This window comes from Candidatus Dependentiae bacterium, assembly GCA_018897535.1.
GTDB lineage: Bacteria > Babelota > Babeliae > Babelales > UASB340 > UASB340.
The window spans coordinates 12110-35672 of record JAHIKO010000057.1 but is presented as its reverse complement, the minus strand read 5'-3'; the positions used below and the strand labels follow the sequence as shown (position 1 = coordinate 35672).

Sequence of the window (23563 nt, the reverse complement as noted above, 5' to 3'; positions counted from 1 at the left end):
TTATATTTTCCCTCAATTGGGAATAGATATTTCAGCTTTTTGGTCAGCAGCACTGGCAATTGGATTAAATAGCGCCGCATATCTAAGCCAAACAATTAAATCAGGTATTTCTTCAATTGGAATAGGTCAATGGGAAGCAGCTCAAGTTCTTGGATTTAATAAAATACAAACACTGCAATTCATTATTTTACCCCAAGCCATCAGAGTAATTATTCCTGCTCTCGGAAACGAATTTATTACATTAATAAAAGATTCAAGTTTAGCATCCACTATAGGAGTAGTTGAATTGGTAAAAGAGGGATCTATTATTATAAGTAGAACATATAAAGTCATACCGGTATATTACATGATCACCGGTATTTATTTGATAATTACAACGATACTATCATTATGCCTTTCAAGAATTGAACGTAGGATGAATAAAAATGCTTAAAATTGAAAATCTATCTGTAACTTTAAATAATAAAAATATATTGAAAAATATTCATCTATCAGTAAAGCCAGGTGAAATTGCCATGTTACTTGGATCTTCAGGCGTTGGTAAATCAACATTACTAAGAGTCCTTAATCACCTTGAGCCAATAACATCAGGAATAATTAAAATAAACAATAAAATTATTGATTTTAAAAAAATTAGCCCAAATAATATTATAGGAATGGTATTTCAACAATTTAACTTATTTCCACATCTAACTGTTCGCGAAAACATTACAATTATTTTGGAAAAAATTTACAAAATAAACAAATCAATATCAACTAATACTGCCAACGATTTATTAAAACATTATAAATTAGAAGATCTTTCAAGTTCTTATCCATCTCAATTATCTGGAGGACAAAAACAACGACTAGCCATAGCCAGAGCGTTAGCATTAAAGCCACAAATTATATGTTTTGATGAACCAACTTCTGCTTTAGATCCTTTGCTTACAACATATGTAGCTCAAAACATTCAAGAACTTGCAAAACAAAATTACATTATATTAATTGCAACACACGATACTTTATTAATAGAAAAATTAAATTGTACCATACATTTAATGCAAGATGGCGCAATAATTCAATCTGTTGATTCAAATATATTTTGGAACAACAAATCATCTTATCCTCAAATAAACTCTTTTATAAGTGGTACAAACTCACAAATTTAAATTAATAAATATTTTGAACCCTTTTTAAAAAGAGTTTTAATCTTTTATAGTCATTTCCACTTAACAAAGAAAAATCATAACAAAAATTTTCTATATATTTTTGTGAGATTAATTTTTTATTATTCAAATTACTAAGAATAACTAAAAGTAATTCATCAATATTGTCTATGTTATTAGAAAATAAAACAGATAAAAAATTTGTTTGTGAAAAAACAACTCGTTCAACTTCAAGATTACATTTTTTTACAAACTTATGTATTTTTACTGCAGAATCAGGTATTTGATAGTATATTTTTGAATTGTTTTCAGAATATCCAATAATAGATACATTAAAAATTGTTTTTAAAAATTCAAAAATTTGCGGCTGATCTCGCTTTAATTCTTCTTCTGTTTTTTTATAAATAAACGGGTAATGTGTGGAGTCTATGGATTTAGTGGCCACAGAAGTTACTATGCCATAAATTTTTTTATTATTTATTTCAACTTCAACCAAAGATCCAAAAATAGGTGGTTTTTCTATATCCCAAGCTTGTGCTAAATAATTACCAAGATTTGATTCAATAATTTCAGCAAAAGACTGTTCCAAACTCTCTCCAATTAATTTTAAAAAATACTATTCTGTTTTTCTCCATTCTTATTAACAATATTATTCAAAAAAGTTTTTCTGTGAATTATCGTTACGCCGGAATTTTGTATCGCCGATACATGATCTTGCGTTCCATAACCTTTGTGCGAATTAAATTTATATGCCGGAAAAATTTTATCTATCTTGTTCATTAAATTATCTCTGAAAACTTTAGCCACTATTGAAGCTGCAGCAATCGACTGTGAAATAGATTCACCCTTGGGAAAATAAAATAGTTTTGGATTTTCTATCAAATTATTGCGTTCAGTGTCATCCCCGACTTGATCGGGGATCCAGTCTTTTTTTAAAAAACTTATATCTATTGGCATGGCATCTGTAAGTACAAATTCTAAATTTTTTATATTAAGCGGCATAGTATAAAACAACTGCATCAAGGCTTTTTCCATAGTTATTTTAGTAGTTTGATAAATATTTAGACTATCAATTTTTTTATGATCAGAAATTGCAACAGAATAAAAACAATTTTTTTCAATCCAAGAAAAAGCAGTTTCTCTTTCTTGCTGTGTCAAAATTTTTGAATCTTTTAATAACTCATAACTACTACTCAATGGCAAGATACAGGCTGCAGTAACAACAGGCCCGGCAAGACACCCTCTTCCAACTTCATCTATTCCACACACATATTTTTTATTTTCCCAAGCTTGATTTTCGTAAAAGTTTTTTGTTAGCTTCATTTAATTCAACTAGGACGGTTTAAAAAATAAAAAAATTATTTAATTATTCTATTTGACACAATTTATTTAAATTATAATAATATCATAAATTATATTTTTTAAAAATTAAGGAGTACTTTAATGGCATCAACTCAACTAAGAGTGAAAGAGCTTCTGCGCGAAAGAGGTTGGACTACTAAAGTTTTAGCTGAAAAGACAGGTATGTCTGAAAGTTATTTGACTCATATAAAAAACGGAACAAGACGTTGGAATGAAGATTCTTTAAAAAAATTAGCTGTAGCTTTTGATCTTTCACCCATAGATCTTTTTTTATACAAAAAATCTAGAACTGATGATGTCGACAAAAATGTAAAACTACCTGAAACTACTGGCGTTGATTTGCAATTAAAAGTAGTTCCTGTTGTTGGTCAAATTCCTGCAAATCCATCAGCCTATAACAATCAAATGGTCCAGGTTACATCCGGTTTTAAAGATGTTTTCGTTCCTGTATTTAATATTGCTGATGATTCCATGTTTTGCCTTTTTGTAAAAAGTAATAACATGGCACCCAATTTTGTAAAAGGCGATTATTTAATAATTTCTCCTGAAAGCTGGACAAGATCGGGCGATATAGCTGCAGTTGAATATACCGCGGGCAATAATTCATCACCAACAATTGGCATAATGCAAATAACTTATATGGACGATTTTATAGTTTTAGAATCCGTAAACCATAAATCTGCTCCTGTCGCTTTGGTTAATGGAAAAGATAATTTTAGAGTTATCGGTAAAGTTATACATCGATACCAAAAATTAGGTTAATAGAAACAAAAAAAAGCCCGGTAATTTTTACCGGGCTTTTTTAATATAAAACTCTTTTATCTATTTATTGTGCAATAAGCTAGAAGAGCCATAGATCTTGCTATTTTAATCTGATTGGAAAGTTCTCTTTGATGATGAAAACAATTTCCGGAAACTCTTGAAGGAAGAATTTTACCACGTTCAGTTAAAAAACCTCTAAGCATATTTACGTTTTTATAATCCAAAAATTGTTCCTGCTCTTTATCCGAACAGAATCTGCAATGTTTTTGGCCTAAAAAACCTTGTTTTCTAATTTTCTTTTTCAAAAGTCTTGAACTTACTTTTAATTTAAATTTTGACATATTTACCTTTTTAAAATTAATTATTTTTCAAAAAATTAAACTTAATCTCGCTCATCTGAATCTAAAAACTTATCCATTTTATTTTCTCTTATAAAAGAGTCCAAATTACCGGATCTTGAAGTTACCGATTCAGGTTTTCTGTACTCCAATGTTTTCTTTGGATCAAGTTTTACAGTCACATTACGCAAAACTATTTCATTACATTTAATTTTAAAAAATGAATCCAATTCTTTAAAAAAGGCTGTCAATGATTCAAGCGGAAGCTCATATCTTACAAGAACATAAGTTCCGTAATCATTTTTTTTGACGGTATAAGCAAGACGTTGCTTATCCCAATTATCAAATGCAAACATCTTTCCACTAAAATTAGCTGCTAGCTTATCAAAAAAGCTTTCAAGCATATTAATTTCGTCTTTTGTTATGTGGCTATTTGTTAGCATCAACGTTTCATAACGTAGCATATATAGATTCTCCTAAAAAATCTTGAAAGGAGATAGTCAAACTATTTGACTAATGGAATCCTTTAAAAAACACTAAAACATGTGAATAATATTAACAAAAATGAAAGTTTATGCAACCTGATCTGAATAAAAAAAGGCCCAATTTATGAGCCTTTTTTTATTTTTTATAAAAATTTAATTTTAAGACATCTTTTGATATCTATAAATAACTTTACCGATAATTCTAAAGTTATCCTTGCCACGAACAAGGGCTTTAGGAGCATTTTTATGATTTACAGATTCTAAAACTACAAAGTCTTCCATGTAATTTACTTGCATGATTTCTCTAATTTTAGTTTCTTGACCATACTCAACTGCTACTATATCACCGGATCTTGTCCATACTGCAGGAGATATAATTAATAAATCACCTTTTACAAATTTTGGCGACATACCATTATCTTGAACTTCCAATGCAAAAACATTTTCGTCATCAGCACCAATAACCGGTACAAATTTATCCTGATTTCCAGAAGCAACCTGCATTAATCTATTATTATAGCTTGTAGGTTCAGATGGAATTTCATTAACAACTGGAGCTAAACGTAATTTAACATCAACCGTTTTTTCCAAATCCGCTAAACCTTCAATATTTGGCATAGCAACATTTGTTTGAATCTCTCCGGATTCTTTTCTTAATAAAAGTAAATCTGAAGGATGCAATTCAAAAGCTAATGCTAGCTTTTTTAAAGCATCTTCGTTCCAACGTCTTGTCCCGTTTTTTATATGAGTCAAATAACTTTCAGACATACCTGTCTTTTCAGCGAGTACTTTTGTGGTCCAACGCTTTTCACGTAAAAGCTCTTGAACCCTTAATTTTGTAGAAACCATGATAACCTCCAAAGATTTATATCTACTATTTTATTCTTTTTCAATAGTAATTCTTTTGTTTCTGTTAGGCAACCGCACCCCAAAATACGTATAAAAAACTTAACAATGTGAAAAAAAACGCCATTTTTCTTTATTTTTGTAATAAAAATAGTAACTTTTTGTATGAAAATTACAGTTACTGTTGATTTATACAAAAAAATCTAACAATTTATTGTATAAATCAACATAAATAGACTTTTTATAAAAAGCTTTATATTAAAAATTATATTGCATAGGCTCACATAATAAATAAAGCTTTTTATGACAAAAAACGTAACGGATAAGAAAGTGTGTTTCTTATCATCAAAAAAAAGAGAGTTATAATTATACACTACGTTTTTTGTTAGTTTGTTTAATCTTTTTACGTAAGGGGAGTATTAATGAGACGACAAAATCTCAAGTTGCTCTTTATCGGTCTTTTGATAGCTCAAGGCCTGAGAGCAACAGATAACGCACACTTTTATAAGAGTGCAAACCTACACAGAAATCCTACTGCTTGTTGGTTCGATGATAAACAATATTATGGAATTTCGGACTGGCTATGGAAAGTAGAAGATAATTTGATGTACGGCGATGCCCATTCCGGTTGGGATAAAAACGGCAATACAACAAATATTTTAAATGACACCGGTGCATACAGTATGGTTTGGTTGTTTGAAAATGTTCAGATAACGGATCCAACAATTCAAAACCATGCAAACTTCATGAAAGCTTTTACAGAAAGTATCAGCTACGATCCAGATAGTACTTTTGGAACACTCAAATTTGATGGTAAATTTGAAATGTGGGAATCAAACTATCAAGTACGAAAAAATCTTAAAAAGGGATTTTTTCTTGAAGGTAGAGTTCCTGTACGAGAAGTAAAAATCAAAAATATCTCTTATACCGACCAATCACCGGAGCATGGTGTTTATTCACAAGAAACAGGTGAATGGATTCAATTCAAAAACGATCTTAACTCAATATTAAATTATTACGACTATAAATCATACAGCACTCCATATGGCAAAACAGGTTTAGGTGATATCAGTTTATTACTTGGTTGGGAAGATATTTTTGAAAAACGCAATGACGAAGGTGAAGATGTATTTACATTGGATCTTTCAGCTCGTTTAGGATTTTTATGTCCAACGGGCGAACGTGTAAAAACCGATTATATATTCTCAATACCTACAGGATATAATCATCACTGGGGTTTGACCGGATCTTTAGAACTTGATTTTGGAGTTCTAAGATGGTTAAGCATAGATTTATTCGGTGGATTTACATGGTTCTTTGACGAAAATAGACGTGAAATGAGAATGCAAACATTTAGTGAACAAAATGGTCACATAATGCTTGCAAAAGGTATGGCAAAAGAAGAAAAAGGCACACTCTGGTACTTAGGTGCAGACATGAAGTTTGACCACTTCTGGAAGGGCCTTTCAGGTATATTTGGATATTCTTACAATAGACAAGAAGAAGATTCCATAACACCTGATAACACAACTCTTTTTGATAAAGCTGCTGTAAATAAAAATAGCATGTTACACGGTTGGTATACGCATGTATTGCATTTCATGCTTGATTACGATTTTTCAATTCATATGAAAGAAACAACCAAATGGGCTCCAAGAGTCAATGTATTTTATGAATTACCTATAGACGGTAAAAATTCATATAAAACAGATCCATTTGGTGCAGGAATTGGTGTTGATCTATTGTGGTAAAAGCCATAATAAATTTTTAAATTATAGGAGAATTAAATGAGACGAATAAGGATAATGCTGCTGGCACTATTATGTGTCGGCTTATCTTCCCCCTTGTTTGCAGTTGAGACTGTAAAAAAAACATCGACTGTAGATAATTTCACATCCAATATTACTGCAAAAGCTTTTGATCGCTATGTTGGAGAATTTTATACAGGCTTGGCAACAGACGATACAACAGATGTTAAGTATACCATATCCAAGGCCGGCAGAAGCGATACCACTTTTACAGGATTGGCTGGAACAACAGCAACCGCATGTCAAGTATTAAACGCACAAATGGCAATCGCAAGCACAGATGGAACAGCTGCAGCATGGGTTGGGTTTAAAAATAAAGATGACGCAACATCAGGTGCTCTTTCTGCGACATCTGCAACAGCAATATCAGCAACAACAGCAAAAACTGGTGCCAATCAAATAAAACTTACAGACGGAAATAATGCAACAAAAATATCTAAAATCGCAGGAGGTTATTATAACGGAACAGATATAGCCGGAGGTACAAATGCAAATACACCGGCAGGAGCATATTTTTTCACAAAAGTTCAGGCAACAAATGATATTTCAGCTTTAGGTGGAATTGAAGCATTTAGATTTGCAACAGCAACAACTTTTTATAGAATAGGAACAGGAACATTTGCAAGCCCTGAAAGCCCTAATGCATTAGCATATAACTTAACAATAGGACAAATCAATGGAGATGGTGCTCCGCTTAGAAAAGGTAGTAACCAAACAGCGCTTGCAAATGATGCAAATTCTTTTGTTGCAAATATGTACTGGAATTCAGAATTAAAAACATTATTTATAGCTTCAAATGTTTACACATTAGCTCAACCAGCCGCAGGAGCAAACAGAGACTTTTATGTTGCAATATCTAAAGTAACATTTAATAGTACAAATGACGCTCTAATGATAATTTCAGACGTAATACCTCATGATAAAAACGCTTTAAGTAATAGAGATACAACAATTTTTACATCTTCAAAAAACCCAAATACAAGCGCTGTGGGAACATTCAGTCCTAAATTACACAAAATTCGGACAATGAAAACAAGCACAAATCTTCATTATTTAATTGTAAATGGAAAAGTTGTTTCAACCGGTGCAACTACTACTGGAAATGAATTTTGGGCCTTAAGGTATAACCCAACAGCTGCCGCAACAATCACAGGAAACGATAATACAAAGGGTCAGATTATACCAAATAATTCATTAGGATTTACGCTCGAAAATCACTTTACATTAACAGATGCTGCGGGTGTAACAACTAAAGGATTGGATGGAGGAAATACAGGTTCACTACAAGTTGGTGGACAAACCGCTCCATGGCAACCAGCATATACAGCTAATGATATGGAAGTTGTTGGTGATACGGTTTATGTATCTATGTCCGGATCTGTAAGAGATGCAAATAATGATCCTGGTGTCTGGGCATCAACCGCCATGTTTGATAAAGATGGTGTAATTATCGGTTGGACGGCATGGGAAAGAGTAATGCCTGCATTAGGCGGCATAACAACATATGAAGATAAAGCTCACTTCTTTTCTGTTGATGCTAAAAATAATAAATTGTGGGCAGTTATTCCTGGTGCTGCAGATGATGCTAAAAAAGTTGTTCGTATGAAATGGGCGGATGGAGTAGCCACAGCATTCACGGATAATTCGTTGGTAGACTCTTTATATAAAAAATTTAGAGCGTTAACATATAAAAATTGCATATGCGTACTTGATATTCCAAAAAGCACTCCTGGTATATATGGTACATCAACAAGTGCCGCATCATTGGCACTATTTGGTGGATATGAAAAAGTATACTTTGCAAGAACTCAATATCTTTCAGGAGGAATTATTATTCCTACTGCAATAAATGGTTTTGCAGACGGAGCTAACTTTTTAGAAACACCTCTTCCTTCCGGTGCTGCAACAGTAAGGTGCCTAGGCTATTCACGTCGTGTAGCTAATGAAAATTCATCATACTTTTTTGCCGGAACAGACAAAGGTCTTTGGGCATATTGCCATCCTACAACATTTGCAGGTTTCAACGGTAGTACAGGTTTAACAACTTTAGCAGCAGCTCCATTTACAGATGATCCTAACTCATTTGCCTGGAAACAACTCTTTGCATCTGACATAAAAGGTGCTGTAACGGCCATAGATGCTGATGGAACATATGTTTATGTTGTAGAACAAGACCTAACAACAGTTGGTGGATTTACATCAAAACTATGGAGATTGCCTCTTGGAATAGTTGCAACATCAATGACACCAGTATTAATTGCTCAATCCGGTTTGGATGAAATTCCAGCCAACACAATTTTTACAGGCTTCAAATTTATCACAGATGCTCAAGGTGTAAGAGATATAGATGCAAGCGGAAAATCAGCTCATCGCGGTATCATATCAACCAATCTAGGTTTGATACAATCCAGCGAAGCATTAGCTAACTTAACAACAGCAGGTAACAATGCACCGAACACATGGATTGCCGTAAGCTCAAGTAGAGCATACAGATCTTTATACTCGCCAAAACGAGTACCGGCAACACCTGCATCTAATGATGGTGCATGTCACAAAGTATTTGCAAATGCCTTTTATGATGCAGAAAATAATTGGTATCAAAATAGTTCATATCACCAATTCGGTTCAAACGTAACAATGAACGACACCGGTGAAAATACCAGAAATGCCAGTGGCTACATAAATTATACAAACAGAGATATGGCAACCGGAACCAGCAGAAAAAATTATGTAGACAGATCCATGAACTTCTGGACAGACGGCGGACGTCGCTTCTACACAAGATTTAACGCATCCGAATGGGTAGCAGATAAAACAAAACCAAATATGCTTGAATCTTTACCATTTGATGCTCAACAATGGAATATGAGCACACCATACAAAACATCTGATGTTGAAACAGAAAATATATACTGGATAGAAAATATTTCAGGTCTTGGAATAATTCTTGCCGGTACAGGCAATGGTGTAATTGCATTAGAGTAATTCTTTACGTAGGGGACTTTGTTTGAAAGTCCCCTACAACCCCTGCAAATCTAGGGTTCCCCTAGAAACCCCTAACGACTAAACTCACATCGCCCACCTTCAGTGGGACAATTGTTCGGTTAGTCTAATAAAGATTTCAAATTTTAATCATGTAATTTTAACATGGACTCGAAGTTGGAATCTGTAAAAATTTTAACCCAATAACTCTTTTACAAACTCTTTTGAATCAAAAGTTTTTATATCAGCTAAATCTTCGCCAAAAGTAATATAAACAATTGGCAAATCAAGTTGAGATACAATTGAAAAAACAATTCCTCCTTTTCCGGTACCGTCAAATTTGGTCAAAACTATTCCATCAAGTTTTGTAACTTCTTTAAACACTTTTACTTGTTCAAATGAATTTTGCCCAAGCATTGCATCAACAGTAATAAAACTTGATATTGTTTTTTGGTGATTTTCACCTAAAGCTTTTGAAATAACTCTATAAATTTTTTCTAGCTCTTTTAAAAGATTAACTTTAGTTTGCAATCTACCTGCAGTATCTATAATTATATGATCATAATTGTCTTTTTTAAATTTTATAAGAGCATCAAATATTACAGCTGACGGATCTGAAGAATTTGTTGGCACAAAAATTTGAACACCAATTTTTTTTGCCCAATTTTCAAGTTGTTCAACCGCTGCAGCTCTAAAAGTATCTGCTGCAACAAGTAAAACTTTTTTGCCTTCATTTTTAAATTTATTTGCAATCTTTGCTGCAAAAGTTGTCTTACCGGTGCCGTTAATACCAACCAACAGTAAAATTTCAGGGTTTGTATTAATTACACTTTTTTCTTGCAATAAATTAATTAAAATAGCTTCAAGCTCAGATTTTACTAAATTCATATCACTAATATTTTTACTTTTTATATTTTCTTTTAGTTTATTAATAATAAAATCTGTGGTCTTTACTCCCGTATCGGCAGATATAAGCAAAATCTTAAGTTCTTCTAAAAATTTTTCATCAGGTTTGTTGTTTGAAAAAATAGAGGTTATTTTTGACGTAAATTCGCTATAAACTTTTTTAATCTTGTCTTTTATAAATTTAAACATTATATTTCCCAAATAACTGTATAAATTAACTGTAAAACTAAACTTAATACATAATATATTACATATCAAATTATACAAATTACAAAGGGTAAAGCATGAAACTAATAGTAACTATTTTAATTGTAGCAGCAACTATAAGTTCAAATATTAATGCAGGAAAAGAATCAACTCTTGCGTTGCCAAAAAGACCTGCCAGTCTACCTGTAAAAATATATGAAAACAAATTTAATCCAGAAAAAAATAATTTAAACAAATTTTTAAAAAAGCGATATGAAAAATTAGAAGAATTAGAGAAAGCACTTGAAAAAAAAGATTAAATTAAAAACAAAGGGGAATATGTGAAAGTAAATAATTTTATACGATCTATAGTAATAATGGCAATATTAAACCCAATTACTGGCTATTTTGCGGGTGTAAATATGCCCGGAATTACAAGAATAAAAAATAAAATAGAACAAAATGTTAATAATATAACCAAACTTACAAAAGAAAATTTCAAAAAATTTGTTACAAAAGCAGATGGTTATAAATATACAAAAGAAAATATTCTAGCCAATTTATTAACTCCCAAAAAAATATTTATCGATGAGATGAATAGTAAAATAAAAACGCTTGTTTGGGCCACTGATCAATTTGTAGTTAACAAAATTAATAATAAAGAAATAAAAATTATAGAATATTTAAACCAAAAAGCTTGTTCCATGCACACGAGTAGTCTTCTTTCTCCAATACTACTTATAAGTAATGATCTTAGTGAAGAACTAAAAGTAATAGATCAGTATATTATAGAAATTCAAGCATTTATGGAAGAGGAAAAAAAGGTAACTTTTAAAGTTCAATTTGATGCTTCAAATCAAGATTTAAATAGTTATTTGAATAAAATGCTCGAACTTAAAAATAATATTTTTGTAATTGCTAGTTATCTAAATAGTTTACTTACAATTAAAAGTTAAAAGCAATCACCGTGAATTATAATTTAATAAATTTCTTAAATAATTTAAAAAACAATCTTACACCGGCCTGCAGCTCATCACAAGAAGCTGAACAACAAGCTTATTGGATACTTGAAGAAATAACACAAAAAAATAAACTAAAATTATTATTAGAAGATATGATTACTTTAAACAAAGAACAAATAGAAACAATTGATAACTGGGTTGAGCAAAGAGTAAAAAACAGAAAGCCATTACAATATATTTTTGGCTATGTAAACTTTCTAGATCTCAAAATTTTGGTTGAGCCACCAATATTAATTCCACGACCAGAGACTGAAGAATGGTTAGATTTTGTATTGAAAAATTTACAAAAAATAAACCATGAAAAAATAAAAATTTTAGATATTGGAACAGGAAGCGGTTGCATTGCGCTTTCATTAGCCAAAAACTTGCCAAATTCAGAAATTACAGGAATTGATATAAATCAGGCAGCAATAAATTTGGCAAATAAAAACAAAAAATTAAATAATATTAAAAACGCAAATTTTATAGTTTCTGATTTTTATGAAAATTTAGAAAATCAAAAATTTGATATAATAGTCAGCAATCCACCATATATTTGTGAAAATGAATGGGAGCGTTTAGATAAAACCGTAAAAGATTGGGAAGATAAAAAAGCGCTTGTAGCAAACAACGATTGCTTACATGCTTATAAAATTATAATAAATCATGCAAAAAATCACTTATTACAATCTGAAATGTTAGAAAAAAATGGTATAAATAACATGTATTTAGAAATAGGTAAGGGGCAGGAATTAGACATAAAAATACTACTAGAAACAAATGGCTTTAAAAACATAACTTTTTATAAAGATTTGCAAGGAATAATTCGGCTAATTCACGCAATTTCGCATTAAAATACGCAAAAATGGCTTTAAATCACACATTATAACACTTAAAGCTTCACTTGATTGACATGGAAGGTAAAATTTAATAGATTATTTGTATCAGAAAGCTAAAAATTAGACAGTAAGAGGATTAATTTATGAAACATAGTTTTTTAAAAACAACCTGTGCGCTAATCGTAGCAGCGATAATTTATCAATCTCCCGTGACGAGTGCCGCTTTTCAAAATTCTCGTTTTAATATAACTGATAATGCAATATCAACAGTTAATAATAAGATAAAAAACCATGATGACTTATATAAAGCCTCAATTACATATGGCATTGGAAATAACGAAATTTCTATAAAAACAAGAATTCATCATACCGGCTATAGAAAAAAACCTGATTTTTATGAAGAAAAATTACATACAAATACATCTTTAATAAATGCAAAAGAAATTGTCTTTGTTTATAATAAAAAAGATCCATTTCATATAAGTCAAACTATTAAAGGTTCTAAAAAGAACGTTAAAATAGCCTTAAGCGATACTTACAAAAAAATATTTAGTATCTAAATACGTTTAATGTCTATATAATTTTATTCATATAAGTTTTCTATATAAAAAAAAGGGCTTTACTTTGGAAACAGAAAATAAAAAGTGGTCAAAAAGTATTTTCACTACAATTAAAAATATTTTTATAATTATAATTTTATTACAATTTGTTCCCAGTGCGATTTCAAATATCAAAAAATATTATAATAAAGCAGTTACACCAACAACTTATGTTGGAAAACTTAACATAAAAGGCGTTATAAGCGATTCGACTTTTTATGTTAAAAAAATCAAAAGTTTTTTAAAGGATCCTGAAATTAAAGCTTTACTTGTAAAAATAGAATGTCCGGGAGGAACTCCGGGCTCAAGCCAAGCAATATATGAAGAATTAAAAAAATTTAAAAAAGAAAAGCCGGTTGTAGTTTTAGTTGAAAATCTTTGTGCATCGGGTGCATATTATGTTGCAAGTGCCGCCGATCAAATTATATCACCGGCAAGTGCCCTGATTGGTAGTATTGGCGTATACCTTCAAGTTCCTAATGTAAAAGAACTTTTGGATAAATGGAATATTAAATTTAAATTTATTCAAAGTGGAAAATTCAAAACTACAGGTAATCCTTTAAAAGAATTAACCGGTGAAGAAGAAAGTTATTTACAAGAATTAGCCGATCAAAATTACACACAATTTGTTGCTGATGTTGCAAATTCAAGAAATTTAGATGCTAAAAATAGTAATATCTGGGCTAATGGACAGATATTTATAGCAACCAAAGCCAAAGAACTAAAATTAATAGATAAAATAGGAACGTTGACTGATGCTGAAAATGCTATTAAAGAATTAGCCAAGATAGATACTGAAATTAAATTTATAACGCCAAAACGTCAAACAGGTTTAATAAGAATGTTTACAGCAGATGATGAAAACGGTGATGACGATTCTGATTTTGCATCAAAATCCGCAAATTTTCTACATGCAGTTTATTCAAATTTGATGAATAAACAAAATAACTTAATATCGTAGTAATATTAAATATCGCCCAGTGCGCCTGCGCTGGGCAATATAAACAAAATAGATCTTTTTTAAAATTCTTGTTCTCTATTTTCTGTAATCATTAAAGCAGGTTTTTCTCCGTCAATATTCAAATTTTTAATCTTTTGATAAAGCGTGCTCCTACTAATTCCTAAAACCTGCGCCGCTCTAAAATAATTGTAATTCACCTCTTCTAAAACAACTTCAATTACATATTTTTCTACTTCTTCAACTATTAATGGATAAATATTACCTTTTTCATATTTAGAAATACCAAAAACCATCTTTTTCACATCGCGTTTTAGTAAATCATACAACGATACAGACATAAATCCCCTCTTTTTATATGTTGATTAACAACTAAAATGATTTAGATAAAAAAGATCCATAAAACAAAAAGTAGATCCTGTTTTTACCCTGAAGTCATTAGTGTAAAGGAAATCATGATAGTTTGACAATACATTTGGTAAATTTTTTTTCCATTCACCTTTTAAAAATGAATATGGCAAACCGAAGCTTAAAGATCGTGCAGTAGCATAGTCATTTTTATTTAAAAAATTAACAACAAAATATGCTCTGTAGATTTTATCAGCCCAAAAAGATATCCAAAACATTTCAGGATACTCGTTATATATTTGTGTCCATATTTTAAAAAATTCATTTTGCTTTTTTTCGAAAAAATATGTTGCCAACAAATTCAACGACGGCAAACCATTATTCAATACAGAAAAAATATATTCTATTACATCTGCTTCTTTATCTACTCTTATTAAATCAATATAATTTATTAACATTATAATCTGATCAAGAGTAAAATTTTTATTCAATCCTGAATATATTTTTTTTATTATTGATAACTTTTGTGATGATATTTTTATTTCTAAAATCTCTGTAATTTTTACGAAATCTTCAAATCTTATTTCACCGTCTATTTCTACAAAAATAAATTTATTATTATCTGTAGATTTAAACACTTTTTCTTTATTCAAATAAAAAGATATATAGTGCGGTGATTTATAATTTAACAAATATTCAATATCTTTAAATGAACTGGCATCAGAAAGCCAATAAAAATATTTTTCTCCCAAAAAAGTTTGGGTTAAACTCGTCTGAATCTCATTTTTATCTGCAGATTCAATTATCAAATTTTTATATTTTGCCGGCAAATATTTTTTATTTTCAAAAAAATAAAATAATCTTTGAAAAAACAAAAATTGATAATCAAACCCTAAAAAACATATGTTTTTTTCTTGCAAAATATTTGCAGATTTGATTTCATTTAAAAAATCTAAAATTTTCATATTTTATGTCCTAATAATAAGACATCTTGACATAACAATAGTTATTTTTCAAATAAATATTTTCTAAAATAGCGCTCTATTTTTATTGCCAAATAAGATATAAGCTGCCTATATTCATAATCAAAATAACTTGAACTATTTAAAGGATCATCAGGAATTGAAACCAAACGTGAAAGTTCAAATTTCTTTTTTTTAATCAATATATTTTGTAAGTTGAACAGCTCACATATAACTATTAAATTGACTCTTACATTATAAACCAATAAATCTTTTGAAATAAAATTTTCGATCGGCGATAAAGTTTTAATTTTTATATTCAAATTAAATGCATGCTCTTTATCTGTTGCAATTCTATATCCCAATCTAAGATATTGTTTAAATACACTTTCATATAATATTGGAGAAATATTTTCGAATGCAAGACTATTTTGAGCCATTGAAATAAAAATAGGCTTATTAATTTTCTTAGTTACAATATTTTTTGAAAAATTTTTATAAGCACAAGAAGGTAATAAAATAATCAAAAGTATAAAAAATAAAAATCGCTTAAACATGTTAAATATTATTTAATCTATTGGCAATACTAAATAACGGTATTTTATTTTCTTTCAAATTTTGATTTAAATTATTTTTTACCAATTCTTTAATTTGAATATCTTTATCGATTGAATCAAAAACCTGCTGAATGCCGGATAGTGCAACTTTTTTTAACTCTTCAAACATTTCTAAAGAGAGTGGCTCTTTTTCCGCAGTACCTTGAATTTCAATTAATTTTAGAGATCTGGTTACAACAAAATTAAAATCGGTACTTGCATTACTGTCTAATGCATAATCCAAATCCAAGTGAATTTTATCATTTACCACACCTACAGAAATAGCTGCAATATCTTCTTTTAAAAAATTTTTTGAAATTTTGCCTGAATTTATCCAACGTGATTGTGCAATTTTTAATGCCAAACTTGCGGCTGTTATAGCCGCAACCCTAGTTCCACCATCTGCAGATAAAACATCACAATCAATCCAAACTGTTTTATCCGGAAATGCACAAACATCAACCACCGATCTTAATGATCTTCCAATAAGTCTTGAAATTTCAACGCTACGTGAATTTTTATTTTGTTGAGATGATTCTCTGGCCACACGCTTTTGTGGAGCGCAAGGAAGCATAGAATATTCAGCAGAAAGCCATCCCTGTTTTTGCCCTTTTAAAAAAGTAGGAACACCATCTTGCAATGTAACACTTACAAGAATTTTTGTGTTACCTTGCATCAACAAAACTGAGGCATCCGCATTGCCAAATACATCATATTGTAAAACAATCGGACGAACCATATCATTGGCTCGTCCGACGAAACTATTGTTTAAATTCATAAAAACTACTTATCAGATTTTTTAAATTCAGGAGCAAATAAAGAAATTCTACCGGAATCTCTATCATAGTTTAAAACTTTTACTCTTAAACTATCTCCAACTTTATATTTTTCCAAAATATTTTTTTGCAAATTTTTATCTATGTTGGAAATATGTAATAATCCGTCTTTTCCAGGAACAATTTCAACAAAAATTCCAAAATCGGTAAATCTTCTTATTATTCCATCATGGAAAGAACCTACTTCAAGATCTCCTGCCAAAATTTGAACCCAATCTTGAGCACGTTTTGCACCGGATCCACTTCTTGAGTAAATCATAACGGTACCATCATCCTGAATATCTATTTCAGACTCTGTTTGAGCAATTATGTCTTTAATAATTTTTCCGGCAGGCCCGATAATTGCACCAATTTTATCTACAGGAACTTTAAATGTAGTAACTCTAGGAGCTAACAATGAAAGTTCTTTTCTTGGGGCTTCCAATACAGCACTCATTTTATTCAAAATGAAAAGTCTTCCGTCCTTAGCTTGAGATAAAGCCGTAGTTAAAACTTCCTTTGTTAAACCGGATTTGGCCTTTATATCCATTTGTATTGCCATAATTCCGTCTTTAGTTCCGGTAACTTTAAAATCCATTAATCCAAAAGCATCTTCCATACCTAAAATATCACTTAAAACATGGAATTTACCTTTACTGTCTTTTATAAGACCCATTGCTATACCGCTAACAGAATCTTTTACAGGAACACCGGCATCCAATAAACCCATATTTGTAGCACAAACTGTTGCCATAGAAGATGAACCGTTTGATTCCAAAACATCGGAGACAGCTCTGATTGTATATGGGAAAATATCAAGTTCAGGCAATACATTTGTAAAAGATTTTTCAGCTAAATATCCATGACCAATTTCTCGTCGTCCTACACCACGAATAGGTTTAACTTCACCGGTAGCATATGGAGGGAAATTATAATGAAGCATAAACTTCTTTTCTATAATTCCACCGGCCAAATGCTCTATTTTTTGAGCATCTTGAGCGGTTCCGAGAGTAATACTTGCCAAAGCTTGAGTCTGACCACGTGTAAATAAAGCCGATCCATGAGCACATGGAAGATTAGAGACTTCAACATCAATTGATCTTATTTCCGTTAATTTTCGACCATCAACTCTATGTCCTTTTTCAGCAATCATATCAGGAAGATCTTCTTTTAATAAAGAATCAAATATATAAACAAGTACTGATTCTGAAATCTTTTCTTCTTTTAAGCTTTCACTAAAATTTTCTATCAAATCTTTTTGCAATTTTGCCATAACTGCATCACGTTCCTTTTTGCTTTCAACAAAAAGAACTTTTGAAAATCCGGGTTTGTAAAAATCGCCTATGGCTTTCTTCCAATATGCAAAATCTATAGCTGGAACAATTTCGTTATCAATAATGGCTAATTCTTTTTTGATATTATGCTGCCACTTAATTTGCTCTTTTATAAGTTCATGTGCATTAAACATTAAATCAATAAATTCAGATTCCGGTAAATTATTTGCATAACCTTCAACCATACAAATACCATCTTGCGTTCCGGCAATTACTATATGAGAATTCGAAGATAATAAATCTTTATATGAACTATTGAATTTCCATTCACCATTTAATTTGCAAGCTTGAACAGCACCAATAGGGCCCATAAATGGAATATTTGGCGCTAAAAACAAAGCTAATGAAGAGCCAATTATGGACAATACGTCAGTTGGAAATTCTCCATCATACGAAAAAACAGTAGATAATAATTGTACTTCATTAAAATATGTTGTCGGAAACAATGGACGAATAGGTCTATCAATAAGACGAGATATTAAAACCTCATGATCAGATAACTTACCTTCTCTTTTTATAAAACCTCCCGGAATTTTTCCGGAAGCTGCAGTTTTTTCTCTGTATTCAACGGTTAATGGGAAAAAACCCATAAAATCTTTTACATTATTATCTGCTACTGCTGTAGACAGAACAACATTATTTCCAGCCTTTATCCAAACAGAGCCATCAGCTTGTTTGGCATATTTTCCAATCTCTACTTCTAATCCAGCAGACTCTAACTTAAAAATTTTTTGCATCTTTTTTTTACCTTTACAAAAATAGCTTATGCTTGAACTTCTTTTAATTTTGAAACAAGCTGATTATAAGCTACCTTGTCTGTTCTTTCCAAATATTTTAAAAATGTTTTTCTTTTTCCAACCAATTTCAATAAACCCAACTTAGAATGCATATCTTTTGGATTTTTTTTCAAATGCTGTGCAATTTGATCAATTCTTTCTGTAATAAGAGCTATTTGAACTTGAGATGATCCTGTATCGTTTGAAGATACCTTATATTTATTTATAACATCTTGTTTTAATTGTTTATTTAACATTGATTAAATACTCCGAATAGAAAAACGCCTACTAACTATAACTTTTTATGAAAATTTTATGGTAGGCGCGAACGGATTCGAACCGATGACCCTTGCTACGTCAAAGCAATGCTCTACCAACTGAGCTACGCGCCTACACAAACCTATTTATTCCAATGAAATACTTTCCAAACTTACTTCAAGCTCTTCTTCTTCTTGAGCTCTCTTTTCAAATTCAGAAACGTCTTCACCTATATATTTTTTCTTAAAGGATGAAACACCAGTTCCAGCTGGTATAAGTCTACCAATTAGAACGTTTTCTTTCAAGCCATAAAGATTATCTACCTGTCCCACAACAGATGCTTCCGTTAATACCCTGGTTGTTTCCTGGAATGATGCAGCAGACAAGAAGCTTTCAGTGCCCAAAGATGCTTTTGTTATACCCATCAAAATAGGTTTTGCAACTGCAATCTTTTTACCATCTTTTGCAATAAGATTATTAATTTCTTGCAATTGACGTTTGTCAACTCTTTCCCCAACAGCAAAGTTGGTATCTCCGGAATCAACAATGACAACTTTTCTAAGCATCTGTCTTGCTATAAGCTCAATGTGTTTATCATGAATTTCAACACCTTGAAGTCTATATATCTCTTGAATTTCTTTAACTAAGTAGCTCTGCAATTCGTCAGGTCCTAATATTCTTAAAATATCATGCACATTAGGTATTCCGGATGTTAATGCGTCACCTGCATGAACATTTTCGCCATCTTCAACATTTAAATGTTTATTTCTAGGTACATTATATTCAAAAATTTCACCATCATCTGTTGTAACGGTTATTCTTCTCTGTCCTCTGTGTAATCCGCCAAATTTAACAATACCATCAACATCACTTAATACGGCAGTATCTTTTGCCACTCTTGCTTCGAATAATTCTGCTACTCTTGGCAAACCACCTGTTATGTCTTTAGTTTTCTTTTCTTCTCTTGGTAATTTCGCAATAACGTCACCTTCTACAACAACATGCCCGTCTTCTATCAATAATGTGGCATTTGTTGGTAAGTAATAACGAGCGATTTCTTCTCTTGAAGGATCAAGAACTACAACAGACGGCTGACGTTTTTCGTCTCGTCTCTCAAGAATAACTCTACTTGACTGACCGGTAGCTTCATTATACTGAACTTGATAAGTAACATTTTCAATAATATCTGAATATTCAATAGTTCCTGATTTATCAGTCATTATTACTTTTTCAAGATCCCATTCGGCTAATTTTTGATCTTTTTTGATGATTTCATTATCCGAAACGAATAAACGAGTTCCATATTCTATATTAAACTCTTCCAACTCTCTTCCATCATCAGAAAGAATCGCCAATCGACCCCTACGATTCATTACAACAAATTCATTTTTTCTATTTTTTATAGTAAAAATTTCTTTAAATTTAATTTTTCCTGCAAATTTTGATCTGTAATAATTTTGTTCAACAAGACCACTAGCTGTACCACCAATATGGAATGTTCTCATTGTAAGCTGTGTTCCAGGTTCACCGATAGATTGTGCTGCAATAATACCAACAGCAAGACCAACATCAACCAATTTCTGAGTTGATAAATCCATACCATAACATTTAGCACAAACTCCGCGTTTTGCCTGACATGTCATTGTAGATCTAACTGCTATATTCGAAACAGCAGAATCAGCTATTCTTTCTACAGAATCACTATCAATTAACTCGCCTTGGCTTACAACCAATTTACCGCTAACAGGATCCATTACATCTTCGGCAGCAATTCTTCCAAAAGCACGTTCTTCAAGAGGTTCTATTATTTCACCGGATTCTTTAATATCTGAAAGAACAACATAACCTAATGAATTACAATCGCTAAGCGTTACAACAACATCTTGAGCAACATCGATTAAACGTCTTGTCAAATAACCTGAGTTTGCCGTTTTTAATGCTGTATCCGCAAGACCCTTTCGAGCACCGTGAGTAGAAATAAAATATTCAAACACATTTAAGCCTTCTTTAAAGTTGGCTATAACGGGAGTTTCTAATATTTCACCTGATGGTTTAGCCATCAAACCTCTCATTGCAGCAAGCTGTCTTATCTGCTGTCTTGAACCTCTAGCTCCGGAATCTAACATCATAAATATTGGATTGAACGGTGTACGTTCTCCGGATTGATTCAAAAATGCTTGATTGTCTGTTTTTTCTAAAGCATTCAACATTTCAACAGTAACAGCCTCAGTTGCTTTTGCCCAAATTTGTATAACTTTATTGGATCGTTCTTTATTTGTAATAGCACCATCTTTATAAAGTTGTTCTATTTTTTCAACTTCTTTTTTAGCCAAATCAACTATTTCTTTTTTAGCTTCAGGAATAACCATGTTGTCTATATTTAATGATATTCCACCAAATGTAGCTTGCGAGAATCCTAATGCTTTTATTTTGTCTAGAGTTACTGCAGTTTTTTCTTGGCCAAAAAATCTAAATAATCTTGAAACAAGCTTTGCTAAATCTTTTTTCTTTACAGCTTTATTGATCCATTCAAAGTCAGCGCCCTCAGGTAAAGCTGAATAAAGTAAAGTTCGACCGACAGTTGTATCAATTAAATTGCCTGAACTTAATCTTAATTTTATTGGAGCTTGAATATCAACTTTTTCATGCTGATGTGCAAATATAACTTCTTGTATACTTGAAAAAACAAGACCTTCACCTTTTACATTTTTTCTTGCTTTAGTCATATAATAAAGACCTAAAACCATATCCTGTGAAGGTGTTGCTAATGGCCTTCCACTTGCAGGAGATAAAAGATTTTTAGAAGAAAGCATTAATGCATCTGCTTCTTTTCTTGATTTTTCACTCAACAATACGTGTACTGCCATTTGGTCACCATCAAAGTCTGCGTTAAATGCAGCGCAAACTAAAGGATGGATCTTAATAGCCTTACCCTCAACCAATATAGGATAAAAAGCTTGAATACCAAGTCTATGTAACGTTGGGGCTCGATTCAATAACACAGGTAAGCCTTTAACAACAGCTTCTAATGCTTCCCATGCCTCATCTGTCATATTTTCAACCATACGTTTTGCAACTCTTAAGTTTGGAGCAAGTTCTCTTCTTTGCAATTCTACATAAACAAATGGTTTAAATAATTCTAACGCCATAAGTTTTGGCAATCCACATTGATGAATTTGTAATTCCGGTTCAACTACAATTACTGATCTACCGGAATAGTCAACACGTTTACCAAGCAAATTTTGTCTAAATCGACCTTGCTTACCTCTAAGCATTTCACTTAAAGATTTCAATGGACGTTTATTAGAGCCTCTAACCGGTTGACCTCTTCTACCATTATCGATAAGAGCATCAACAGATTCTTGCAACATTCTTTTTTCATTTTTAATAATTACATCAGGAGCCTGAAGTTCTATTAAACGTTTTAATCTTATATTTCTGTTTAAAACTCTTCTATACAAATCATTTAAATCAGAACTAGCAAAACGTCCACCTTCCAATGGAACCAATGGTCTCAAATCCGGTGGAATTACAGGCAATTCTTCAAGAATTATCCATTCAGGTCTTTGATTTGATGCTAGCATTCCGGATAAAATTTTATATCTTTTTGCTAATTTACTTTTTTGTGTTAATGAAACTGTGCTGGATAACTCTTCATCCATTCTTCTAACTTCAAATGAAAGATCCATTAAAGAAAGAATTTGTCTAATTGCCTCAGCACCCATTTCAGCTCTGAATGATAAATCCTGAACATTTGCTGAAACATAATCTTCATATTCTTGTGCAGATAATAATGTTTTTGATGCATATGGCGAAGAACCTTGATTTATAACCATATAGCTATCAAAATATATTACACGTTCAAGATCACGAACAGTCATATTAAGAATTAAACTTAAATAACTCGGAATTCCTTTTAAAAACCAAATATGACATACAGGAGAAACCAAATGGATATGCCCCATTCGTTCTCTTCTGACTTTCGCTTGAATAACTTCAACACCGCACTTTTCACAAGTAATACCGCGATGTTTCATTCTTTTGTACTTACCGCAATTACATTCCCAATCTTTTACGGGACCAAATATGCGAGCACAAAATAAACCGTCACGTTCCGGTTTTAAAGTTCTATAGTTAATAGTTTCTATTTTTTTTACTTCACCATAAGAAAGCGAGCGAATCTTTTCAGGAGAAGCTAAACCAACCTTCATTGCATTAAACTGAGATGGATTAATATATTCTCTAAAGCGCTCA

The 23563-nt window shown here is 31.4% G+C and carries 23 protein-coding genes and 1 tRNA gene; 10 read left to right on the top strand and 14 right to left on the bottom strand.

Annotated elements, in window-relative coordinates:
- The coding region (locus KKE07_03885) for an amino acid ABC transporter permease (protein ID MBU4269981.1) at window positions 1–433 on the top strand (433 nt) is incomplete at its 5' end.
- Window positions 426–1151, top strand: coding sequence for an ATP-binding cassette domain-containing protein (locus KKE07_03880; protein MBU4269980.1), 726 nt, complete (start codon window positions 426–428; stop codon window positions 1149–1151). The genes KKE07_03885 and KKE07_03880, both read left to right, overlap by 8 nt.
- Before the next feature lies 1 nt (window position 1152).
- On the opposite strand, the gene KKE07_03875 is transcribed toward KKE07_03880, so the two are convergent.
- Both KKE07_03875 and KKE07_03870 read right to left on the bottom strand, forming a co-directional pair.
- Complete coding sequence (locus KKE07_03875; GenBank protein ID MBU4269979.1) at window positions 1153–1737, bottom strand: hypothetical protein; 585 nt, start codon at window positions 1735–1737, stop codon at window positions 1153–1155.
- A 17-nt stretch (window positions 1738–1754) separates the two neighbouring features.
- The gene (locus tag KKE07_03870; protein MBU4269978.1) at window positions 1755–2471 is read right to left on the bottom strand and encodes a ribonuclease HII; all 717 of its coding nucleotides are present in this window, start codon (window positions 2469–2471) and stop codon (window positions 1755–1757) included.
- A 120-nt stretch (window positions 2472–2591) separates the two neighbouring features.
- On the opposite strand from KKE07_03870, the gene KKE07_03865 reads away from it, so the two are divergent.
- Window positions 2592–3272, top strand: a complete 681-nt coding sequence (locus KKE07_03865) for a helix-turn-helix domain-containing protein (GenBank protein MBU4269977.1) — start codon at window positions 2592–2594, stop codon at window positions 3270–3272.
- 56 nt (window positions 3273–3328) lie between these two features.
- On the opposite strand, the gene rpsR is transcribed toward KKE07_03865, so the two are convergent.
- From rpsR to KKE07_03850, 3 genes are all read right to left on the bottom strand, one after another.
- A complete protein-coding gene (gene rpsR / locus KKE07_03860) occupies window positions 3329–3613 on the bottom strand; it encodes a 30S ribosomal protein S18 (GenBank protein MBU4269976.1) in 285 nt (94 codons plus the stop codon).
- Window positions 3614–3654: 41 nt separating this feature from the next.
- Window positions 3655–4074: a 30S ribosomal protein S6 gene (locus KKE07_03855; protein MBU4269975.1), complete on the bottom strand. Its 420-nt coding sequence runs from the start codon at window positions 4072–4074 to the stop codon at window positions 3655–3657.
- 180 nt (window positions 4075–4254) lie between these two features.
- Window positions 4255–4944, bottom strand: a complete 690-nt coding sequence (locus KKE07_03850; protein ID MBU4269974.1) for a helix-turn-helix domain-containing protein — start codon at window positions 4942–4944, stop codon at window positions 4255–4257.
- Window positions 4945–5363: 419 nt separating this feature from the next.
- On the opposite strand from KKE07_03850, the gene KKE07_03845 reads away from it, so the two are divergent.
- Both KKE07_03845 and KKE07_03840 read left to right on the top strand, forming a co-directional pair.
- Window positions 5364–6692 carry a hypothetical protein gene (locus KKE07_03845; GenBank protein ID MBU4269973.1) on the top strand — a complete coding sequence of 443 codons (1329 nt, stop codon included), beginning with the start codon at window positions 5364–5366 and terminating at the stop codon, window positions 6690–6692.
- 36 nt (window positions 6693–6728) lie between these two features.
- Entirely contained in the window at window positions 6729–9734 is a 3006-nt protein-coding gene (locus KKE07_03840; protein MBU4269972.1) for a hypothetical protein, read from the top strand.
- Between the two features lie 192 nt (window positions 9735–9926).
- Here KKE07_03840 and ftsY read toward each other — a convergent pair whose 3' ends face one another.
- Window positions 9927–10826: a signal recognition particle-docking protein FtsY gene (gene ftsY, locus KKE07_03835; protein MBU4269971.1), complete on the bottom strand. Its 900-nt coding sequence runs from the start codon at window positions 10824–10826 to the stop codon at window positions 9927–9929.
- A gap of 95 nt (window positions 10827–10921) precedes the next feature.
- On the opposite strand from ftsY, the gene KKE07_03830 reads away from it, so the two are divergent.
- The 5 genes from KKE07_03830 (at window position 10922) to sppA (ending at window position 14223) form a co-directional block, all read left to right on the top strand.
- Window positions 10922–11143 (top strand): hypothetical protein, encoded by a 222-nt coding sequence (locus tag KKE07_03830; GenBank protein ID MBU4269970.1) that lies wholly within the window; start codon window positions 10922–10924, stop codon window positions 11141–11143.
- A gap of 21 nt (window positions 11144–11164) precedes the next feature.
- Entirely contained in the window at window positions 11165–11779 is a 615-nt protein-coding gene (locus KKE07_03825; protein ID MBU4269969.1) for a hypothetical protein, read from the top strand.
- An 11-nt stretch (window positions 11780–11790) separates the two neighbouring features.
- Window positions 11791–12678, top strand: coding sequence for a peptide chain release factor N(5)-glutamine methyltransferase (gene prmC, locus KKE07_03820; GenBank protein ID MBU4269968.1), 888 nt, complete (start codon window positions 11791–11793; stop codon window positions 12676–12678).
- A 128-nt stretch (window positions 12679–12806) separates the two neighbouring features.
- The gene (locus KKE07_03815; protein MBU4269967.1) at window positions 12807–13223 is read left to right on the top strand and encodes a hypothetical protein; all 417 of its coding nucleotides are present in this window, start codon (window positions 12807–12809) and stop codon (window positions 13221–13223) included.
- 64 nt (window positions 13224–13287) lie between these two features.
- Window positions 13288–14223, top strand: coding sequence for a signal peptide peptidase SppA (gene sppA, locus KKE07_03810; GenBank protein MBU4269966.1), 936 nt, complete (start codon window positions 13288–13290; stop codon window positions 14221–14223).
- 59 nt (window positions 14224–14282) lie between these two features.
- Here sppA and KKE07_03805 read toward each other — a convergent pair whose 3' ends face one another.
- The 8 genes from KKE07_03805 to rpoC all read right to left on the bottom strand — a co-directional run bounded on the left by KKE07_03805 (window position 14283) and on the right by rpoC (window position 23520).
- A complete protein-coding gene (locus KKE07_03805) occupies window positions 14283–14561 on the bottom strand; it encodes a hypothetical protein (protein MBU4269965.1) in 279 nt (92 codons plus the stop codon).
- A 24-nt stretch (window positions 14562–14585) separates the two neighbouring features.
- Window positions 14586–15533: a hypothetical protein gene (locus tag KKE07_03800; protein MBU4269964.1), complete on the bottom strand. Its 948-nt coding sequence runs from the start codon at window positions 15531–15533 to the stop codon at window positions 14586–14588.
- 41 nt (window positions 15534–15574) lie between these two features.
- Window positions 15575–16087: a hypothetical protein gene (locus tag KKE07_03795; GenBank protein ID MBU4269963.1), complete on the bottom strand. Its 513-nt coding sequence runs from the start codon at window positions 16085–16087 to the stop codon at window positions 15575–15577.
- Window position 16088: 1 nt separating this feature from the next.
- Window positions 16089–16904, bottom strand: a complete 816-nt coding sequence (rph, locus tag KKE07_03790) for a ribonuclease PH (GenBank protein ID MBU4269962.1) — start codon at window positions 16902–16904, stop codon at window positions 16089–16091.
- A gap of 5 nt (window positions 16905–16909) precedes the next feature.
- Window positions 16910–19012, bottom strand: coding sequence for a polyribonucleotide nucleotidyltransferase (gene pnp, locus KKE07_03785; protein ID MBU4269961.1), 2103 nt, complete (start codon window positions 19010–19012; stop codon window positions 16910–16912).
- 26 nt (window positions 19013–19038) lie between these two features.
- Window positions 19039–19308: a 30S ribosomal protein S15 gene (gene rpsO, locus KKE07_03780; GenBank protein ID MBU4269960.1), complete on the bottom strand. Its 270-nt coding sequence runs from the start codon at window positions 19306–19308 to the stop codon at window positions 19039–19041.
- A 59-nt stretch (window positions 19309–19367) separates the two neighbouring features.
- Window positions 19368–19443, bottom strand: a tRNA-Val gene (locus KKE07_03775).
- Window positions 19444–19455: 12 nt separating this feature from the next.
- Entirely contained in the window at window positions 19456–23520 is a 4065-nt protein-coding gene (gene rpoC / locus KKE07_03770; protein MBU4269959.1) for a DNA-directed RNA polymerase subunit beta', read from the bottom strand.
- Window positions 23521–23563 lie beyond the last annotated feature (43 nt).

What these genes read in the sequence shown, in the direction of transcription:
- KKE07_03815 (MBU4269967.1), top strand. Translation starts at nt 12,807, where the DNA reads ATGAAACATAGTTTTTTAAAAACAACCTGTGCGCTAATCGTAGCAGCG.
- rph (MBU4269962.1), bottom strand. Translation starts at nt 16,904, where the DNA reads ATGAATTTAAACAATAGTTTCGTCGGACGAGCCAATGATATGGTTCGT.
- rpsO (MBU4269960.1), bottom strand. Translation starts at nt 19,308, where the DNA reads ATGTTAAATAAACAATTAAAACAAGATGTTATAAATAAATATAAGGTA.
- KKE07_03870 (MBU4269978.1), bottom strand. Translation starts at nt 2,471, where the DNA reads ATGAAGCTAACAAAAAACTTTTACGAAAATCAAGCTTGGGAAAATAAA.
- KKE07_03855 (MBU4269975.1), bottom strand. Translation starts at nt 4,074, where the DNA reads ATGCTACGTTATGAAACGTTGATGCTAACAAATAGCCACATAACAAAA.
- KKE07_03850 (MBU4269974.1), bottom strand. Translation starts at nt 4,944, where the DNA reads ATGGTTTCTACAAAATTAAGGGTTCAAGAGCTTTTACGTGAAAAGCGT.
- KKE07_03805 (MBU4269965.1), bottom strand. Translation starts at nt 14,561, where the DNA reads ATGTCTGTATCGTTGTATGATTTACTAAAACGCGATGTGAAAAAGATG.
- KKE07_03845 (MBU4269973.1), top strand. Translation starts at nt 5,364, where the DNA reads ATGAGACGACAAAATCTCAAGTTGCTCTTTATCGGTCTTTTGATAGCT.
- KKE07_03840 (MBU4269972.1), top strand. Translation starts at nt 6,729, where the DNA reads ATGAGACGAATAAGGATAATGCTGCTGGCACTATTATGTGTCGGCTTA.
- rpoC (MBU4269959.1), bottom strand. Translation starts at nt 23,520, where the DNA reads ATGAAGGTTGGTTTAGCTTCTCCTGAAAAGATTCGCTCGCTTTCTTAT.
- ftsY (MBU4269971.1), bottom strand. Translation starts at nt 10,826, where the DNA reads ATGTTTAAATTTATAAAAGACAAGATTAAAAAAGTTTATAGCGAATTT.
- KKE07_03865 (MBU4269977.1), top strand. Translation starts at nt 2,592, where the DNA reads ATGGCATCAACTCAACTAAGAGTGAAAGAGCTTCTGCGCGAAAGAGGT.
- pnp (MBU4269961.1), bottom strand. Translation starts at nt 19,012, where the DNA reads ATGCAAAAAATTTTTAAGTTAGAGTCTGCTGGATTAGAAGTAGAGATT.
- KKE07_03795 (MBU4269963.1), bottom strand. Translation starts at nt 16,087, where the DNA reads ATGTTTAAGCGATTTTTATTTTTTATACTTTTGATTATTTTATTACCT.
- KKE07_03880 (MBU4269980.1), top strand. Translation starts at nt 426, where the DNA reads ATGCTTAAAATTGAAAATCTATCTGTAACTTTAAATAATAAAAATATA.
- KKE07_03800 (MBU4269964.1), bottom strand. Translation starts at nt 15,533, where the DNA reads ATGAAAATTTTAGATTTTTTAAATGAAATCAAATCTGCAAATATTTTG.
- rpsR (MBU4269976.1), bottom strand. Translation starts at nt 3,613, where the DNA reads ATGTCAAAATTTAAATTAAAAGTAAGTTCAAGACTTTTGAAAAAGAAA.
- KKE07_03830 (MBU4269970.1), top strand. Translation starts at nt 10,922, where the DNA reads ATGAAACTAATAGTAACTATTTTAATTGTAGCAGCAACTATAAGTTCA.